The sequence below is a fragment of the Myxococcus vastator genome (genome assembly GCF_010894475.1).
Lineage (GTDB): Bacteria > Myxococcota > Myxococcia > Myxococcales > Myxococcaceae > Myxococcus > Myxococcus vastator.
In genome coordinates, this window is sequence record NZ_JAAIYB010000171.1 from 1 (window position 1) to 15,881 (window position 15,881).

At 70.9% G+C, this 15,881-nt stretch carries 19 protein-coding genes; 5 read left to right on the forward strand and 14 right to left on the reverse strand.

The features are described 5' to 3' along the window. The 6 genes from G4D87_RS39460 to G4D87_RS18260 all read right to left on the reverse strand — a co-directional run. Positions 1-1,291, reverse strand: a 1,291-nt coding sequence (locus G4D87_RS39460; protein WP_240358382.1) for a M56 family metallopeptidase, incomplete at its 3' end; no start/stop codon positions are given. A gap of 4 nt (positions 1,292-1,295) precedes the next feature. Then, positions 1,296-1,679 (reverse strand): BlaI/MecI/CopY family transcriptional regulator, encoded by a 384-nt coding sequence (locus G4D87_RS18240; protein ID WP_163783338.1) that lies wholly within the window; start codon positions 1,677-1,679, stop codon positions 1,296-1,298. A 127-nt stretch (positions 1,680-1,806) separates the two neighbouring features. Continuing rightward, positions 1,807-3,222 carry a hypothetical protein gene (locus G4D87_RS18245; protein WP_163783339.1) on the reverse strand — a complete coding sequence of 472 codons (1,416 nt, stop codon included), beginning with the start codon at positions 3,220-3,222 and terminating at the stop codon, positions 1,807-1,809. Between the two features lie 136 nt (positions 3,223-3,358). Beyond that, positions 3,359-3,826 (reverse strand): hypothetical protein, encoded by a 468-nt coding sequence (locus tag G4D87_RS18250; RefSeq protein WP_163783340.1) that lies wholly within the window; start codon positions 3,824-3,826, stop codon positions 3,359-3,361. A 152-nt stretch (positions 3,827-3,978) separates the two neighbouring features. Continuing rightward, positions 3,979-5,529, reverse strand: coding sequence for a phospholipase D-like domain-containing protein (locus G4D87_RS18255; protein WP_240358383.1), 1,551 nt, complete (start codon positions 5,527-5,529; stop codon positions 3,979-3,981). A 131-nt stretch (positions 5,530-5,660) separates the two neighbouring features. Further along, positions 5,661-5,900, reverse strand: coding sequence for a chaperonin (locus G4D87_RS18260; RefSeq protein WP_176412007.1), 240 nt, complete (start codon positions 5,898-5,900; stop codon positions 5,661-5,663). A 469-nt stretch (positions 5,901-6,369) separates the two neighbouring features. Between G4D87_RS18260 and G4D87_RS18265 the strand changes: the two genes are divergently transcribed. Next, positions 6,370-6,945, forward strand: a complete 576-nt coding sequence (locus G4D87_RS18265; protein WP_163783342.1) for a hypothetical protein — start codon at positions 6,370-6,372, stop codon at positions 6,943-6,945. Between the two features lie 26 nt (positions 6,946-6,971). Then, entirely contained in the window at positions 6,972-7,757 is a 786-nt protein-coding gene (locus G4D87_RS18270) for a hypothetical protein (protein ID WP_240358384.1), read from the forward strand. A 15-nt stretch (positions 7,758-7,772) separates the two neighbouring features. Here the strand turns inward: G4D87_RS18270 and G4D87_RS18275 are convergent, their stop codons facing one another. The 8 genes from G4D87_RS18275 to G4D87_RS18310 all read right to left on the reverse strand — a co-directional run bounded on the left by G4D87_RS18275 (position 7,773) and on the right by G4D87_RS18310 (position 13,266). Further along, positions 7,773-8,228, reverse strand: coding sequence for a hypothetical protein (locus G4D87_RS18275; RefSeq protein ID WP_371928558.1), 456 nt, complete (start codon positions 8,226-8,228; stop codon positions 7,773-7,775). Then, positions 8,225-8,869: an anti-sigma factor family protein gene (locus G4D87_RS18280; RefSeq protein WP_163783344.1), complete on the reverse strand. Its 645-nt coding sequence runs from the start codon at positions 8,867-8,869 to the stop codon at positions 8,225-8,227. The genes G4D87_RS18275 and G4D87_RS18280 overlap by 4 nt, the downstream gene beginning before the upstream one ends. A 72-nt stretch (positions 8,870-8,941) precedes the next feature. Then, on the reverse strand, positions 8,942-9,556 hold the full coding sequence (locus G4D87_RS18285) for an RNA polymerase sigma factor (RefSeq protein ID WP_176415601.1): 615 nt from the start codon (positions 9,554-9,556) through the stop codon (positions 8,942-8,944). Between the two features lie 81 nt (positions 9,557-9,637). Then, complete coding sequence (locus tag G4D87_RS18290; RefSeq protein ID WP_163783346.1) at positions 9,638-10,570, reverse strand: Immediate early protein ICP0; 933 nt, start codon at positions 10,568-10,570, stop codon at positions 9,638-9,640. 70 nt (positions 10,571-10,640) lie between these two features. Beyond that, complete coding sequence (locus G4D87_RS18295) at positions 10,641-11,129, reverse strand: hypothetical protein (RefSeq protein ID WP_163783347.1); 489 nt, start codon at positions 11,127-11,129, stop codon at positions 10,641-10,643. A gap of 7 nt (positions 11,130-11,136) precedes the next feature. Beyond that, complete coding sequence (gene hemF, locus G4D87_RS18300; protein ID WP_163783348.1) at positions 11,137-12,042, reverse strand: oxygen-dependent coproporphyrinogen oxidase; 906 nt, start codon at positions 12,040-12,042, stop codon at positions 11,137-11,139. Between the two features lie 83 nt (positions 12,043-12,125). Beyond that, positions 12,126-12,884 carry a hypothetical protein gene (locus tag G4D87_RS18305; RefSeq protein WP_163783349.1) on the reverse strand — a complete coding sequence of 253 codons (759 nt, stop codon included), beginning with the start codon at positions 12,882-12,884 and terminating at the stop codon, positions 12,126-12,128. A gap of 91 nt (positions 12,885-12,975) precedes the next feature. Then, positions 12,976-13,266 carry a DUF3467 domain-containing protein gene (locus G4D87_RS18310; protein WP_163783350.1) on the reverse strand — a complete coding sequence of 97 codons (291 nt, stop codon included), beginning with the start codon at positions 13,264-13,266 and terminating at the stop codon, positions 12,976-12,978. Between the two features lie 75 nt (positions 13,267-13,341). On the opposite strand from G4D87_RS18310, the gene G4D87_RS18315 reads away from it, so the two are divergent. The 3 genes from G4D87_RS18315 to G4D87_RS18325 form a co-directional block, all read left to right on the forward strand. Then, the gene (locus G4D87_RS18315) at positions 13,342-14,148 is read left to right on the forward strand and encodes an alpha/beta hydrolase (RefSeq protein WP_163783351.1); all 807 of its coding nucleotides are present in this window, start codon (positions 13,342-13,344) and stop codon (positions 14,146-14,148) included. 65 nt (positions 14,149-14,213) lie between these two features. Continuing rightward, positions 14,214-14,942 (forward strand): ABC transporter ATP-binding protein, encoded by a 729-nt coding sequence (locus G4D87_RS18320; protein WP_163783352.1) that lies wholly within the window; start codon positions 14,214-14,216, stop codon positions 14,940-14,942. Then, the coding region (locus tag G4D87_RS18325; protein WP_205507632.1) for an ABC transporter permease at positions 14,939-15,881 on the forward strand (943 nt) is incomplete at its 3' end. The genes G4D87_RS18320 and G4D87_RS18325, both read left to right, overlap by 4 nt.

Genomic DNA, 15,881 nt, shown 5'->3' on the forward strand with positions numbered 1-15,881 from the left:
CGGCGGGGCCGGGCGACGCGGCGCCGCGCTGCCCTGACGCCGCCGACTCGGGCGCCAGGCGAGGTGTCCCCCCCGCTTCCCGTGCAACGACCTGGAAGGGCACCAGCGCGGCGACGCCCATGGCGGAGAGCGCCACCTTCAACAGGCGCCGGATTCGAGGGGAAACGGCATCGATGTGCTCCAGCATGCTCAACCTCCTATGCAACGCATCAACGTGAGAGGACGCACCCAGCGCAGCGGCGGTGCCGGGAGTCCTGGCGATTCCAAAGGCGAGAATCAGCTCGCCGTAGTCCGCGAGCTCCGCATCCGTGAGCCGGATGGCCTCGGCGTCACACGCCTCCTCACGGGCCAGCGCGTACTCGCGAGCCGCCAACCGCGCGAGCGGATGGAAGAAGAAGAGCGACTCCGCCAGCGCGGGCACCCAGCCGAGCCACAAGTCACCGCGCCGCAGGTGCGCCAGCTCGTGCGCCAGCGCCATGCGCAGGGCGGCCACGGGCAACCGTCGCACCGCCTTCTCGGGCAGCACCACCACGGGAGACAGCAGTCCCGTGGCCAGCGGGCTGGCCACCGATTCGGAGACCAGGAGCCCCGGCACGCGCCGCAGCCCCGCGGCCGTGGACAGCTCCCGCACCTCCGCCTCCAGCCCGGGGTGAACCAACGGGCGCGCGGACTGACGCAGGCGACGCACCGCGAGCCCGCCCTTCACCTGGCCATACACCTGCCACAGCACGCCAGCGCCCCACAGGACCAGGAGGCCCCCCACGGCGGCGCGGCGCCACGGGAAGGGACCACCAGACTCGGCCACCATGGCCGCATCAACAGCACCGGTCGGAAGCTCCCGGATGACGCCACTTTGCGCGGCCTCCGCCCCAGGCGTCGCGAAGGTCGTGCGCTCCCACGATGAGCCATCCCTCCGCGGAGAAAGCACGGGCCCGTGCACGGCCGCGCCCTCCACGGTCACCTGCCCCTGAGCGTCCACCGCCCCAGGCGCCAAGACACGCGACACCGTCTCCCGCGCGGAGGCCCCGCTCCACCAGGCCTCCACCCGCGCCCCGCCAGCAGCCACCTGCGCGGGCAGCACCGGCAACGCGAGGGAAGGCAGCCACCCCAGCGCCACCACGAACTTCAGCGCCACCAGCCACCAGAGCCCCGCGCGCAGCGACGCCGGCAGCCTCGGCCACGCCCTCGCCACCGCCCACACCAGCACGGCGCAGAGCGCCCCCTGCCACGACGCCCGCCACAGCCCCGACGACGCCCACGCCCCTGCGTGCGACAGCCAGTCCGTGCCCATGTCCCTATCCCTTCCGCTTCTTCGAGCGCAGCCGCGCCACGACGTCCTGGAGCTGCGCCAGGTCCTCGTCGGACACGTCCTTGGCCTCGGACAGGTACGCGGCGAACGGCGACAGCGAGCCCGACAGCGAGCGCTGCACGAAGTCCCCCACCACGTCCCGCAGCAGCTCCGACGCCGGCACGGGTGAGGCGTACTGGAACACGCCCTCCACCTTGCGCCGCGTCAGGTAGCCCTTGAGCCGCAGCCGCTCCATGACGGTGAGGATGGTGGAGCGCGCCAGCCCCTGCGCCTCGCCGAAGCGCTCGGCCACTTCGCCCACGGTCGCCGGGCCGTGTTCGGCCACGTACCGCAGCACCAACAGCTCCTGCTCTCCCACCGGCTTCTTCATGGACCTTCCCGTGACGACAACTGTAGTCACGAAGAAGGTACGGCTGACTACAGCCGTAGTCAAGCCGGACGAAGAGACAGCGGCGGCGGGCCCAGCAAGGCCCGTCCGCCGCTCGAGTCACCGCCGCTCAGCGCTGGAAGTCCACGCCGACGCCGGCGCCCGCGGTGACACCTCGCACGAGCGTGCCGTCCGGCTGTGGGAAATGAACGGTTCCTCCGGAGCCCCAGGCATAGAAGTGGTTGAGGATGCGCTGGCGCAGCTCCACCCCCGCCGAGTAACGCGGCCGGTCTCCCAGTCCGGTCAGCACCACGCGCGCCAGCGCTCGCGTCCTGCCGCCCGGCAGCTCGAAGCCAGCGGACACGTCCGCGTCCGTCCTGCCGAAGCCGAAGTACTGCGCCGCCACGCTGCCCAGCAGGAGCAGCTCGTTGGGGTTCCCCTTCGCGACGCTCAGCTCCGCGTAGCCGGCGAAGCCCGACGGCAGCACCTCTTCCGCGATGGGCGTCTCCGACAGACCGACGCCGGAGAAGCGGCCCAGCTCGTAGTCAGGGCCGAACATGCCGAAGCGGAAGCGGCCCCCCTGCTTGCGGCCCTGGACCGTCACGCTCACCTGCGTGCCACTGGCCAGCTGCCCTTCCAAGGCCACGCCCAGCAATCCGCCGAAGGCGGGCGTGTAGGCCTGCGTGAAGCGCGCGCCGCCGCCCAGCAGGGCCCACGCGCGCAGCCGCTCGCCCTTGTACAGGGCGATGTCGCCCCCCACGGAGGCCAGGGTGAGGTCGGGTGTCGTGCCACCCGCGCGGCCCGCGTCATGCGCGGCGGACAGCCGGATGAGGTAGCGGTCGAAGCGCTGCGCGTCGTCACTGGCCATGCGGCCGATGTCCAGCAGCGCCTCGCCCGCGAAGATGCGGGCGGCGAGCACGTCACTGGCCAGAAGCTCCGCGCGGACCGCGCCCTTCACGAAGGTGAGCGAGCCACCCGCGGGGTGGTAGTCCGGCGCCAGCGTGTTGCTGTAGCGGCCCACGAGATAGCCGCGGCCCAGCGTCTCTTCGGAGAAGGGCTCGACGCGCAGGAAGACGGGGCGGCCCTCCTGGCCAATGCGCAGCATGCGCACCACCTGCCCGAAGTCACTCAGCTCGTCCCAGTCCTCACGGCGCAGGCCGCCGCTGTAGTCCGCCTCGGCCGTGGGCGCTTCGTCCACCACGCGCAGCCGCAGGTTCGCCCCCAGCCGCAGCACGAAGGTCTCCCCGTGCGTCAGCCCCAGCGAGGGGTAGATGCGCGCGAAGAAGTCCTGCCCCCCGCCGCGAGGCCCCGATGGAAGGCTCAGGCCACCGACCTCCAACTGTCCGCTGAAGCCGAAGCCCACGCCGCCCGGGTGGGAGCTGCCCGGAGGCGCGGGCTCATCCAGCCGCGCGGCGGAGACGGGGGCACCTTCCCCCCGCGAGGTCGAGGAGACCTCCTCTTCCGAAGACACCTCCTCCACGGTGGAGCTGCCGTCGTACTGCGTGGACACCAGGGCGAGCAGAGCGAAGAGGGGGGCGCCAGTCATCGTCCCCCGACTCTACCTGTCCATGGCACGAGACGAAGCAGGTGACTGCATCCGCGTGTGGGTGACACTGCGGACCGTCGGCACACGCGCCCCCGCCTGGCGTCAGCGGGAGACGCGCGGCCTCCACGCCGCCGCGCTAACGGTTGCCGTCGACCTCGACCTCGTCGAGCTCCACTTCCTGCGTCTCGACGTCGCTGGCGTCGAGCTCCTCCACGTCGGACTTGCCGGAGCCGCCCACGCCCTCCTCACGGGCCTCTTCACTCCGCTGGCCGCCCAGGAGCGGGCCGTCCTGCACGTCGTACTTCTCGCCCTCCGGCGTCGTCACCGAAGAGCCCGCGCCCATGCCGGGGCCACTGCCACCGGTGGCCTCGCCGTCGTAGACGGTGGGCGCGTCCATCCGGTCGCGGCGCTCGTTCTCCGTCACGTCCGCGGCCTCACCGGCGCTGCGGTCATCCCATTCAGAAGACGTGTCCACGGACTCGGGCGCCGTCGTCTCCGCGCCCGAACCACCGATGCCGCTGTCATCCGCGCGCGTGTTCGCCGAGTTGCTCGAACAACCCCAGAAAGCCAGCGCCGCCACCGCGGCCATGAGAGGAAGCTTCATGGTGAATCCCCCTTGCGTGAGAGAAGTTGTGCTCTCGACAAGGTGGCGTCCCGCGCGGCAGGAACAACCCGCCGGCCATGCCCGTGCCTCCGGGCCCGTCCCAAGGCAGGCGGGCGGGCAGGGCCCTGGCGGCTCGCCGCCTCCGCGCGCGGCTACCCTTCGTCCTGCGCGCAGGGAAGGATGGCGCGGTGCGGACGCTCGGTGCCCGTGCCCACCAGCCAGCGCGACAGCAGGCGGACCCCGGAGGCGAACAGCCCGTCCTCGGCGCGGTGGAGCGCCTCGAAGAGGGACTCGTCCAGCACCGACGCCTCCGGGTCGATGATGAGCTCCTCCGGCTCCAGCGACTTGAGCAGCGGGCTCTGGTCGAACACCGTCGACATCGGGTGGACGCGCAGACGCTGCAGCCCCATGACGGCCACGTCGTCCAGCCACTCCACCAGTCCGCTGTCCGCGGCCGTCAGCAGCCGCAGGGCCGCCAGGCCCTCCAGCCCCGCGTGCTCGGCCATCAGCGACACCCGGATGCGGCGGATGGCGCGCATCGTCGCGTCGTTCGGCGCCTCCGCCTCCCAGCTCAGGTTCAGCTCCGAATCCAACCCGAGGCTGCGGTTGGTGGTGTTCGCCGAGCCCAGCGTGAGGAAGCGGTCATCCACCACCATCACCTTCGAATGGATGTACGTGTAGATGTCCGCGCCGGTGCGCGCGTCGTGCCCCGCGGAGCAGTACACGCCAAAGGCATGTCCCGTCTCGTGCGCCACGCGCTCCAGCGCGCGCAGCAGCCGCACCTGGGCAATGCCCATGGCCAGCTGCTCACGCAGCGCCTCCGGCTGCTGCGGCAGCACCAGGACCACCTGCAGCCGTCCCCGCCCGGGGGACCGCATGCGCTTCACCAGCGCCTGGAAGATGGCCCGCGAGGAGAAGTACTGGTTTTCGATGTAGATGAAGCGCTCGGCTGAATCGATGGCGTCCAGGTACAGCGCGGCCACCTCCTGCACCGCGGGCTGCGGCGGCAGGAGCGTCTTGCCGAAGGTGCGGCTGATGGCCACCGGCCCCGGAGGCGCCGGCAGGCTCGGCGTGAAGTCCACGTCATCCCGCGACACCCTGGGCAGCCGCAGCTCCCCGCCGCCCGAGTGCGCCCAGCGCGCCTCGAACAGCTCCGCCAGGCGGTCCACCACCGGCCCCGTCAGCACGGACTGCACGTCATGGTAGGGGCCGTGCGGGTCCCTCCCACTGTCACAGCGCAGCTCCGAGCGCACCGCGTGGTCCCGGTCATCCCACCGGCAATCACAGACATCCATGCCGCCGGCGAAGGCCACCGCGCCGTCGATGACGACCAGCTTCTGGTGATGCGCGCCATACAACGGGCTGGAGGCATCGAAGCGGAAGCACACCTGCCCGTTCGCCGTCCAATTGAAGATGAGCCGCTGCATCCACTCGCGCTCCATGGCGAGCAGCAGGCTGAAGTCCCACGCCAGCACGTAGACGCGCAGCTCCGGGTTGGCCCGGCACAGCTCGTCCAGCATCGGCAGCAGCCTTGACTCGCCGCGCGCCTCGCGGAGGTCCTCGCCTCGCAGCAGCGCCACGTCGCTGTCGAACTGCCAGCCGGTAATCGCGATGGAATGACGGGCCTTCTGCGCGGCCCGGTACAGCTCCCGGTAGTAGTCGCGCGCGTCCACCAGCACGCCCGCGTCGCTTGCCTCCTCCACCGTCCAGCAATTCCGTCCGGGACTGATGATGCGTCTCACAGGTGCGTCCCTTCCCGTCCCCGCCTCGGCCGCCCTCACCTGGCGCCACCGCCAGGCCCTCCTGCACCGCACACGCCCCGGACTGGCGCGTGTCAGCCGACGAAGACGATGTGCTTGCCCGTGGCGACCGTCATGTCCTTGGAGGACATCACCTGCGCCACCTTCTTCACCTCGCCGCCCACCGTGTCGAAGGCCGCCGCGATGAGGTCACCCAGCGTCACCTGCACCTGGCGGGCGCTCCGGCCAGCCCCCTTCACCGCGCTCGCCGTCGACACCTTCATCTGCTGGGCCTTACGACGGATGACCTGTCCACGCTTCTGGGTCTTCGCCATGATTTCGTCTCCAAGGGTGAAGGGTTTGCTTGTGCTGCTCCCTTCAGCAACCGGCGTGCCGAGCGACAACCCCGCGATTTTCCGAGGGCCGGCTGCTTGCACCCCTGCCTCGGGGACCGGACTTCTGACTTTTTTTCAGCCCTGTCCCGCAGCCTTCCGACGGAAGTTCTTCCAGGGGGCCTGGAGGCGGCGTCCGGCCGCTGGGGCACCTGCGCCGGGGCAGGTTGCCCCGCCGGGGCATCCCGCCCCATGCGGCCCACGGAGGCCCGCTCCCGCGCGCCGCGTGGCCTCACGCTCACTCACAGCGAAGGCCAGGTCACCTGGCTTCATACCGACCGCGCGGGTCGCTCTTGCGCCACGGGGAATCCCATATCGAATCTTTCGGAAAATTACAGACATGTGAGTCTATTTGAAAATATCGGGAAAAGCCGCTTCAATACGTGTCACTCCTCACGAGGGCGTTAACCGTATGGAATTGAAGCCCCCCACCAGCGCCACCGCGCCGGCCCTTCAGCCCATGTCGTTCCAGGGCATCGAAGTCGTCGGACAGTCGATTCTCGCCATCGTCAACGGCATGGAGCTCGCCCAGTCACGCGCGCTGCGCATCCTGGCGGAGAACGGCATCACTCCGCTGAAGGCGGATGCCTGGTACCCCATGCCCGCGCTGCTGAAGTCCTTCCAGCTGGTGTTCGACAAGATTGGCCCCAGCACGGTGCGGACCATTGGCCGGAAGATTCCGGACAGCGCGCACTTCCCGCCGGACATCGACACGCTGGAGAAGGGCCTGCGCGCGGTGGACCTGGCGTACCGGATGAACCACCGCGGCAAGGGCACCATTGGCGGCTACCGCTTCGAGCCGGTGGACCGGCGAAACGCGCGCATGGTGTGTGACAACCCCTATCCGTGTGATTTGGACCTGGGGCTCATCGAAGCCATTGGCGACCGGTTCCGCCCCAAGGATTCGCTTTGGGTGCGTATTGAACATGAGGCCAAGAGTTGCCGGCGACGCGGCGACAGCGCCTGCACATACAGCATCAATTGGTAGAGGCAGCCACCCCAGGGAGGTCCACCATGAAGGAAGTGCTCCAACACATCGCCGTGCGCGAGGCGCGCTTCGCAGCGCACCCCTTCTTCTCCGACATGCGGATGGACCGCCCCATTGAGCAGGTGATGGCCTTCGCGCCGCGGCTGACGTTCTGGGTGATGACGTTCCAGGACGTGCTGCGCCTCAACGCGCACTTCATCCAGGACGCGCACTTCAAGGCGCTGGCCACGCGGCACCACGCCGAGGAGGGCGGGCATGACCAGTGGTTCGAGGAGGACATCTGCGCGCTCACCGGCGGCTCGCTCAGCATCGGCAGCATGTACGGCCGCGCGCACGTGAAGACGCGTGACGCGGCCTACGCCATCATCAGCGAGGTGTACCGCCCGGTGGATGACCGGCTGCGCATCGTCCTGCTATGGGCGCTGGAGTCCACCAGCCATGTCTTCTTCAGCCGCACCGCCATCATCAGCGCGGCGCAGGGCGCGGACGACAGGCTGAAGTACTTCTCCGACCACCACATGCAGGCCGAAGCGCAGCACGCCATGTTCGAACAGGAGCTGGCGGCGGAGCTGGAGGCCATGCAGCTGTCCCCTCAGGTGCGCGCGGACGCCCTGGCCATGGTGGACCGCATCTACGCGGCGTTCGACACCATGTTCGACGGGCTGCGCGTCAACCTGGAGCGGGAGCACGCCGAGGCCCCCGCACCGGGCCTCCAGGCGCACACCGCCACCGAGGAGGTCCTCCCCCTGGAGCTGGAAGAGGACCTGGAAGTCATCGTCCTGGAGGCGGACGGGGAAGCCCGCGCCGCCTGAGGCGGCGCTGGGGAGCTACCGCGCGGGAGGGGAGAGCACGAGGATGAGCTCCCCGCCCACGTACTTGCCGGCCTTCTGGTAGACGGCGCCCTGGCGGCCCAGCTCCACGTCCAGCGTGGGCTGCCGGGGGATGGCCACGCGCACCGTGGCCGTGCCGTCCTTGATGCCAGACAGCTGCAGCGTCGCGTTGGCGCCGTTGGGCAGCTTCACCTCGGAGGCGCTCTTCGCGCTCACCGTCAGCACCTCCTGGGAGAGGCGCTTGAAGGAGGTGAAGCTGAAGTTCTGCTTCTGGAACTGCTCCTTCATCTTCTCCAGCTCGGGCGGGTCGACGTCGGTGCCCTTCTTCGAGGCGAGCACCACTTCGACCTGGACCTGGACCTTCGCGTCTTGTGCGCTGGCGGCCATGGGCACCAGCAGGCCCAGCCCCAGCAGCGCCCACAGCATCCGGCCCGACGACACGTGTCTTCTCACAAGGAACCTCCCGACGGCCTGGGGGCGTCGGGCGCCGGGCGCGCGGGGCCGTTGCGCCCGCCTGCGTCTGACTGACCGACCCCCGTCTGGTCCTGCGGCTCACCCTTCTCCGCGCCGGGAGACAGGACGTCCGAGTCCTCGTCCACCAGCCAGATGATGGTGCCCCCATTGTCCGTCTCCATCACCACCGGCGCCACCTCGGCGTTGCGGTAGGGCTGGATGGACTTCACCGTCATGCGCTCGGAGGCGTACCCCACCGGCGCCCGGTCGCTCATCAGCAGGGGCACGCCCACCAGTACCAGCACGGCCGCGGTGGCCAGCGACGAAATCATGGCGGTGCGCTGGTAGAGGAACATTTCGGACACTGCCAGCCTCAGCCGCTCCATGAGGGGCGGCTTGTCCGGCGTCACCCGCGCCATGACGCGCTGGGTGAAGTCCTTGAAGTCCACGTCGTCCACGGCCATGTCCAGGCCCACCCGCAGCAGGCCGGACTCCGCGCGCAGGTCCGCCGCCCGTCCGGTGCAGTCCCGGCAGGCCGCCAGGTGCCGCTCCACGTTGACGCGCTCGCCGGAGCTCAGCTCTCCGTCGACGTACGGGGACAGCATGGGGACGAAACGCTCACACGCGGGATTACCGGCCATTGATTCCACCTGCTCGCTGGAAGGGGCTGCGGAAATTGGGACGGGCAGGTCCCTCAGATATTCGAGGCCCGCTCACTCACTGCCCACGCCGCTCTTCGCTTCGTCCAACTCCAGGTATTCACTGAGGATTTTCTGGACCTTGGCCCGGGCATGGAAAAGCCGGCTCATCACCGTGCCCTTCGGAATGTCCAGGGTGCGGGCGAGGTCGTCGTAGGACATCCCCTCGATTTCCCGCAGCAGGAGGATGGCCCGGTGCTTCTCCGGCACCGTGGCCAGGGCCTCCTGGATCTTCTCCGCCAGCTCGCGGCGCAAGGCGCTCTTCTGGGGATTGGTGCCCAGCCGGCTGCCCAGGGCGCCGATGCGGGCCTCGGACAGGTCCATGGCCTGGTTCTCGTCGAACTCCACGGCCTCGCCGCCCCCGCCACGCTTGCGGATGACGTCGATGCAGATGTTGACGGTGATGCGGTAGAGCCAGGTGTAGAAGGACGAATCGCCCTTGAAGTGGTCCAGGTACTTGTAGACCTTGACGAACGCCTCCTGGGAGACGTCCATCGCTTCCTCCTTGTCCTTCAGCATGCCCAGCGCGACGGCGTACACCTTGCGCTGGTAACGCTCGACGAGGAGTTTGAAAGCGCGCTGGTCGCCGGTCCGGACGCGCTTGACGAGAGTGAGGTCGTCGGTTGCCAAGTGGGTGCGGCAACCTAGCACAAGCGGACACAATCCAAGGAGATTCGCACCGGCGAAGGCGCCGCCCCCGGGCCGCCGGGCCTAGAGGCTGACGAGCGCCGCCACGGCCAGCGCGATGGCCAGCAGCGCCAGCAGGGCGCCGAAGGTCACCCGGTCCCACTGCGCCTCCGCCACCGCCCCGTCGTCCGGCCCCGAGCGGAAGCGGTGCAGCACGTTCCACAGCATCCGCGCGCCCAGCCGTCCGTTCGTTCCGCGCCGGCGCCGGGCGTCCCCGTCTTGCCCCGCGTCCTCCGCTGAAGCGGCCTCGTCGCGCCGCAGGGCGGGCATGACCGGGCCATGAAAGGTCGTAGCCGCGCGGGTACCGGCCGCCTGGACAAGCGCCTGCTCGGCCGGCCGGGCTGCTTCCTCGGAGTGGCGCACCTCGGGAGGCGGCTCCAGCCGCACCTCGGCGGCCCGCGTCCGGGCCTCGGCGGGGGTGCGGGCCTCCATCACCCACAGGCCCCGCGTCACGCCGTCCTCGCCGGTGTGCGCGTCCCGCAGCTCGGCGAAGCCCTGCCCCTCCAGCGCCTCGCGGAAGGCCGCGCGCGCCTCCGGCTCCGGCGGGTGCCGCGCCGCCGCCGTGGCGTAGGCCGTGTAGAACGCCCACAGCCGCGTGGCCCGCTCCGAGCCCGACACCTGCGGGGGCGACAGGTGCGACGCCAGCAGCGCCGCGTCCGCCCCGAAGCGCTGCCCCAAGGCCTCCTGGCCCGGCGTGTCCTCCAGACCCGGCGGCACCAGCTCCGCCACCGACTTCACCGGCGCGCGCTCCTGGCCACCCATGGGCGGGTGCAGGGGCGGCGGCACTGGACGACGGAAGTTGTCCCCCGGCCGGGGCGGCTGCGCCGGTGGGCCCCAGTCCTGTGGCCGAGGCCCCTGCACGCCCGGACCGTCGGGACGTCTCGAGCCGCCGCCTCTCTCCAGTGAGCGGAGGGCGCGGTCAATCACGTTGGGGATGCGGAAGGAGGACATGGGCAATGCCTCACGCTGGCTTGGGGTCCCGGCCTGTTGATTCTCGGTGGGCGGAAGCGCCGGGTTGCGCGGTGGGCTACTCGCCCTCGCGCTCCACCTCGATGGGCGTCGTCATTCCGTTGGCATCCAGACGAACGCGGTAGAGGGAGTTCAGCCCGTCGCCGTCGAAGTCTCCCCGCGCGAGGCAGGACACCTCCGGCTCACCCACGGGGCTCTCCTGCACCACCACCTGGTACTGGAAGTGGACCTCTCCGTCGGGCTCGAAGCCCATCCGGTGAAAGGTTTCATCCTTGGGGAAGGGCACGGCCTTGCCGCCGCGAGGAAGCTCCTTCGGCGTGGGACCCGCGGTGACGTAGACGCCGTGCTCGTCGCGGTAGGCCTGGACGGCGTCACACAGGGCGAGCACGTTGACGCGGGCCTCGGCGTCACTGGGCGAGGCCTCCCCCGCGGCGCGGCGCCCTCCCGAGCCCTTCGCCACGAACAAGGAGTACCCCAGCGCCACGAGCGCGACGAGGATGAGGAGCGGATGGGCCGGCTTTCGGACCGGTAGTGAATCCCAGGACATCGCGAGCTCAGCCTCCCTGCGCCCAGTCACGCGGCTGGCGCAGCACCTCCACCAGCCGTGCCTCCGGGGTGCCGGGCTCGGGGTGATAATCGTAGCGCCAGCGGACCTGCGGCGGCAGGGACATGAGGATGGACTCGGTGCGCCCGCGCGTCTCCAGGCCGAAGACGGTGCCCCGGTCATAGACGAGGTTGAACTCCACGTAGCGCCCGCGCCGCACCTCCTGCCAGAAGCGCTGCCCCTCCGTCACCGGCGTGTCCTTGCGCCGCTCGGCGATGGGCAGGTACGCGTCCAGGAAGGCCCGGCCGCAGTCCTGGATGAAGGCGAACTCCTTCTCCAGCGCCCCGCCCATGTTCTCGAAGAAGATGCCGCCCACCCCGCGCGTCTCCTCGCGGTGACGCAGGTAGAAGTACTTGTCACAGGCGGCCTTGAAGCGCGGGTAGTAGCCCGCGTCGTGCTTGTCACAGGCGGCCTGGTGCACGCGGTGGAAGTGCGCCGCGTCCTCTTCGTAGAGGTAGTAGGGCGTCAGGTCCGCGCCGCCGCCGAACCATGCCTTCCCGCCCTGGTGGATGAAGCGGTAGTTGGCGTGCACGGTGGGCACATGCGGGTTGCGCGGGTGCAGCACCAGGGACATGCCGCCCGCCCAGAAGTGGCGGCCCTCGCCCTGGAGCTTCTGCGCGAACTGCTCCTCCAGCTCGCCGTACACCACGGACGTGTTGACGCCGGCCTTCTCCAGCACGGCGCCGTCCTCCAGCACCCGGCTGCGTCCACCGCCCCCGCCCGGCCGGGTCCAGGAGTCCTCGCGGAAACGCGCCGAGCCGTCCAGCCGCTCCAGGGCGCCGCAGATGTCGTCCTGCAGCGACCGGATGAAGCCCGTCATCCGTTCCTTGAGGCTCTCCACGTCCACCGTCGTCATTCGCGCTCCCGAAGGCTCGGCGCGCAGGGGCGCCCGCGTCAGGCCTACACCAACTTCCCGGCCCCGGGGAGAACTCCCGCGCGCTACTGCTGCATCGAGTATTCGTCCGGGGCCTCGAAGTCCACGGGCGGGACGGCCGGCGCCATCTGCCCCGCCGCGTCGAAGGCCTGGATGCGGGCCCGGTAGCTGCGGCCGTCCTCCATGGCGAAGGTGCCGCTGCAGGCCTCATGGCCGATGAAGGCGGTGTTGTTGCTCACCGGCACCACGTACTGCTGCACGCTGGGGCCCGGGCGGCGCGGCTCCAGCTTCACCACCAGGTACGCCGGGCTGGACTCCTTCAGCGACAGGTTGAGGCGCACGAAGCGGGCGGTGCCCTGCGCGGTGCGGCGCAGGAAGCCCTCGGAGACGGCGGGCCGCTTGAGCCAGCGCGGCGCCTGCTTGTCCGGCCCCGTGCCGGTGCGCCACTCGGGCAGCATGGTGCCCCGGCCGTTGAGGAGCGCCACGTTGGGCAGCGACTCATCCACGCGCAGCGTGTAGCGCTTGTCCTCCTCCATGGCCCCGGCCGGCTTGAGGATGACGGTGACGCGGCCCAGGCTGCTCTCCCAGCCGCGCCGCACCGCGACCTCGACGACGTGGCTGTCCGACACCAGCCGCAGCTTCTTCCCCACCAGCGCGGCCACCTGGGGGCGCGCGGTTCCGACGCCTTCCAGCAGGAAGCGGGAGTTGGTGGGGATGATGGAGCCCGGTGTGGGGAAGAGCTGCACGCCATCCCCCAGGCACTGAGCCGCGGCGGAAGAGGCGGAGAGCGATACGAGCAAGGGGACCAGGAGTCTCAGCACCATGGCCCCAAGTTTGCGCGCCACCGGGCCCGAAGGCCAGCGAAGCGCCCATGGAAACACGCGACGTGCGGGTTCCTCCCCGCGAAAACGGCGCTCAGTGCATGCCGCCGTCTTCCTCTGGAATCGCGATGGGGCCGAACTTCGCCTCGTAGCGCTGGATGTTGTCCTGCATGGCCGCCACCAGGCGCTTCATGTGCTTGGGGTTGGTGATGATGCGCGAGCGCACCCGGGCCTTGGGCTGCTGGGGCTGGACGTAGATGAAGTCCAGGGTGAACTCGGTGTCGGAGTGGTTCACCAGGGCCATGTTGACGTACTGACCATTGGCCACGTCATCGTCCAACTGAATCTGCAACTGCATGTCCGGGGGCTTCGGAGTGTCCGCCATGAGGCAGGGGGCATAGCGCCTGCGCTCGCGCGTGGCCAGTGTCACGGCGTGAGCCCGTTCCCAGACGCCGCCCCCATGGACCCGCGAAAGACGGCGCCCTTCGAGCTGGGCCGGGGCGAGGACGCGTGCCTGCTCCTGCACGGCTTCACGGGGAGCCCCTGGGACGTACGGCCCCTGGGCGAGGCCCTGGCGGCCCGTGGACTGCGCGTGGTGGCGCCGCGCCTGCCCGGCCATGGCACCACCCCGCGGGCCCTGCTCGACGTCACCTGGCGTGACTGGCTGGCCGCGGCGGAGCACGCCCTGCACGCGCTCCAAGGCCACCGGAGTGTGTTCGTGGCGGGCCTGTCCATGGGCGCGCTGCTGGCGCTCGAGCTGGCCGCGCGGCATCCGGAGGACGTGCGCGCGCTGACGCTGGTGGCGCCCGCGGTGCGCTTCCGGGGGCCGCGCATGTTCCTGGTCCGGCAGCTGGTGCGCACGCCCGTCCTGGAGTGGACGCACCCGTGGGTGGAGAAGACGGGCACGGACATCTCGGACCCGGAGGCGCTGGCCCAGGCGCCGGTGCTGCCCGCCTTCCCCGTGGCCCGGCTGCGGGACTTGTGCACGTTGCAGGCGCTGAGCATCCGGGACGCGGCGCGCGTGCGCTGCCCCACCCTGGTCGCGGTGGCGGAGCAGGACCACGTCGTGGACCCGGAGGGCGGGCGGTGGCTCGCACGGCGCCTCACCGCGGCGCCGTCGGTGCGCGTCCTGTCCCTGCGGCAGGGGTTTCACGTCATCCCCCGGGACACGGCGGGGCCCCTGCTGGCGGCGGAGGTGGGCGACTTCCTGGCGCAGCGGCGGAGCGCCTCGTGGTGGGAGTGCGCGTCGCCCGCCGCTGGCGCCTGAGCGGGGTGCGGGCATGCGCCGAAGGTCGAGCGACGGACAGGGCATCCGTGTATGGAGAAGCACCCATGTCTCCGCCCGACTCCCAGCCCCTGGTCGAACTGCGCGACGTCACGAAGGCCTACGCCGAAGGCGACACCACGCGCGAGGTGCTCTCCGGCGTGCGGCTCTCCCTGCGCCGAGGCGAGTTCGTGGTGCTGCTGGGGCGCAGCGGCTCGGGCAAGTCCACGCTGCTCAACCTCATCAGCGGCATCGACCTGCCCAGTCAGGGCGAGGTCCGCGTGGATGGCCGCGACCTGGGACGGCTGAACGAGCGCGAGCGCACGCTGCTGCGGCGCGAGCGCATCGGCTTCATCTTCCAGGCCTTCAACCTGCTCCCCACGCTGACGGTGGAGGAGAACGTGCGGCTGCCGCTGGAGCTCAACGGCCATGGCGGCGCGGAGGCCAGCGCGCGGGCGCGGGCGCTGCTTGAACAGGTGGGGCTCGGCACGCGCGCCAACAGCTTTCCGGACCGGCTGTCCGGCGGCGAGCAGCAGCGCGTCGCGGTGGCCCGGGCGCTGGCGCATGAGCCGCCGCTGCTGCTGGCGGACGAGCCCACCGGCAACCTCGACGAGGCGACGGGACGGCAGGTGTTGGACCTGCTGGAGGCGCTGACCCGGAAGGGCAACACCTGCGCGCTCGTCGTCACCCACGAGCCCGGCCTGGTGGCCCGCGCGCACCGCGTCCTGACGATGGAAGGCGGCCGGCTGGTGGAGGTGGAGCACACGCCCACCCACGCGATGAAGGAGGCGCTGTGAAGGGGCTGCTGGTCCGCTCCAGCCTGCGCCACCTGGGCCGCCACCCGTGGCTGACGGCCCTGTCGCTGCTGGGCATCGCGCTGGGCGTGGCGGTGGTGGTGTCCATCGACCTGGCCAGCGGCAGCGCCCTGCGCGCCTTCGAGCGCTCCACGGACGCGGTGGCCGGACGCGCCACGCACCAGCTCGTGGGCGGCTCCACGGGCGTGCCGGAGGCGGTGTACCAGGCGCTGCGCGTGCGCCCCGGCGCCCCCGTGGCCGCGCCCGTGGTGGAGGGCTACGTCCAGGCGGCGGTGGGCGACAAGCGCACGCTCACCGTGCTGGGCGTGGACCCCTTCGTGGAGGGGCCGTTCCGCGACTACGCCCGGGGCGAGGCGGTGGGCAACGTGAGCGCGCTGCTCACCGAGCCGGGCGCGGTGATGCTGAGCGCCCGCGCCGCGCGCGCCCTGGGCCTGTCCACTGGCGACACGCTGCCGGTGCGCCTGGAAGGACTGGAGAAGCCGCTGCGCGTGGTGGGCCTGCTGGAGCCCGCGGACGAGGACACCGCGCGGGCCCTGGAGGCGCTGGTGCTCACCGACGTGTCCACCGCGCAGGAGCTGCTGGGGCACAGCGGCCGGCTGACGCGCGTGGACCTGCGGCTGACCGGCGGCGACGCGCAGGAACGAGCCTTGGCGGCCACGCTGCCACAAGGCCTGGAGCTGGTGCGCGCCGCCGCGCGGGCGGGCACGGTGGAGCAGATGACGCGGGCCTTCCGCACCAACCTCACCGCGCTGTCGCTGCTGGCGCTCGTGGTGGGGATGTTCCTCATCTACAACACCATGACGTTCTCCGTGGTGCAGCGGCGCGGCCTCCTGGGCCGCCTGCGCGCGGTGGGCATCACCCGCCGCGAGCTCTTCGCGCTGGTGCTGGGCGAGGCGGCCGTGCTGGGCGCGGTGGGGACTG